The 1,844-nt window shown below is 39.7% G+C and carries 2 protein-coding genes; both read right to left on the bottom strand.

What is annotated here, in order from left to right; genetic code table 11:
• A partial coding sequence (locus tag CK510_RS29940) for a branched-chain amino acid ABC transporter permease (RefSeq protein ID WP_095725064.1) occupies window positions 1-968 on the bottom strand: 968 nt, incomplete at its 3' end.
• Between the two features lie 118 nt (window positions 969-1,086).
• The coding region (locus tag CK510_RS29935; protein WP_158224997.1) for a branched-chain amino acid ABC transporter substrate-binding protein at window positions 1,087-1,844 on the bottom strand (758 nt) is incomplete at its 5' end.

The following is a 1,844-nucleotide window of genomic DNA, read 5'->3' as shown; positions in this document are numbered from 1 at the left end:
CCTCCCAACATTGCACCAATAATATTCCCAATTCCCCCCAATACTGCCGCAGTAAATGCCCGCAAACCCGCAGTAAAGCCCATCGTAAACACAACTGTATTGTTGTAAAGTCCAACTAATAAACCTGCGGAACCTGCCAACATTCCCCCAATTAAAAACGTTAAAACAATAATTCCATCGACATTAATACCCATCATTTTTGCTGCATCGCGATTTTGAGCAGTTGCCCGCATTGCTTTACCCCAGCGCGTATACTGAACAAATATATGCAAGCTAATCATCAGCACCAAAGCAACTACTAATACAATCAAATCCTTGGTTGTAAATTGAATCGTGCTTTCAATGCCAAAGTATTTCAAAATATCAATTCTGGGTAATAAATCGGGAAAACTTTTTGGTGCAGCAGCGTTAACCCCCATTACGGGAATAAACGATTTTAGTCCACCCCAAAATAAACCCATATTTTGAAAGATAAAGGAAATACCAATAGCAGAAATTAAAGGAGCAAGACGAGGTGCATTACGTAAAGGACGGTATGCATAACGCTCAGTGGCGATATTCAAACCCGCACAGAGTCCAGTACTCACAAGTAGAGCGATAAAAATAGCAGGTAGTGCGATCGCAAGTAATGTACTATCGGTAATTCCAAAAGCACCGATTACAGTTAGGGATGCAAATCCACCTAGCATATATAAATCACCATGTGCGAAATTTATCAACTCGATAATTCCGTACACCATTGTGTAACCCAGGGCAATAATTGCAATAATTGCACCATTAACCAATCCAATTAGTAATTGCTGAATTAATAAGGCTGGATTTGCTTTAATTTCGCCAATAATTCGAGGAACATCAAATCCGGCAATTGGTCCAATTAACAGAATTAAGTAAATGACACCAATGTACAACAGAATTTTCTGCCACGGGATTTTATTCTTGGTTGTTTGCCGATCGAGTGCGTTAATCATTGTTAGAGTTGGAGATTGGGAATAGGGAAATGAATAAAAAGAGTCAGAGATTTATAATCTCCGACTAATGGCGAAAGTCTCTAAAAGAAGACTAAATTGAAAGTACAATTCTTGGTACTTACTTTTTCGCAGCATCCAAAATAGTGACAAACTCCCATTTACCAGCTTTGACACTATTACCAGACATTGAAGTTAAAGTGGTGTCACCATTAGCATCAAAACTCCACTTACCGAGAATACCTTCGTAATCCTTCGTACCCATTACCGCAGCACGAACAGCCTCGCGATCGCTCTTACAAACTTTCCCAATCCCATTAATCACAACTTTGGCAGCTTCATAACCATAAGCAGCATAAGCTTCGGGTTCGGAATTATATTTTTTCTTGTAGCTGTCATACCAAGTCTTACCAGCACCAGTAAGTTGTTTAGGAGGAACACCACCAAATGTCGCAAACACACCTTCTGCATCTTTACCAGCAGCATCGACTAATGCTTGCTCAAAGATTCCATCTGGACCCATAAACTTAACTTTATCTGCACTTAAACCCACATTGCGCGCATCTTTAATTAATTGTCCTGCATTATTCTGAGTGATACCACCAAAATAAATCAAATCGGGATTTAATGATTTTATTTTATTCATCAAAGCTTTATAGTCACTGGCTTTGGAGTCGATACCCTCAGTACCCACAACTTCGATGCCAATTTTTTTTGCAGTCGCTTTAAATACTTCCGCTAATCCTTTACCGTAAACCTCTTGGTCATCTAATATGAATACTTTTTTAGCACCGAGAGATTTCGCCCAATTTGCTCCAGCAGCACCCTGGAGGTCATCTGCGGGTACAACCCTTGCATAATTTCGTATCTTAGTTGGGT

It is taken from the genome of Brunnivagina elsteri CCALA 953 (genome assembly GCF_002289455.1).
GTDB classification, from domain to species: Bacteria; Cyanobacteriota; Cyanobacteriia; order Cyanobacteriales; family Nostocaceae; genus Brunnivagina; species Brunnivagina elsteri.
This window is presented reverse-complemented; position numbering and strand designations above follow the sequence as displayed.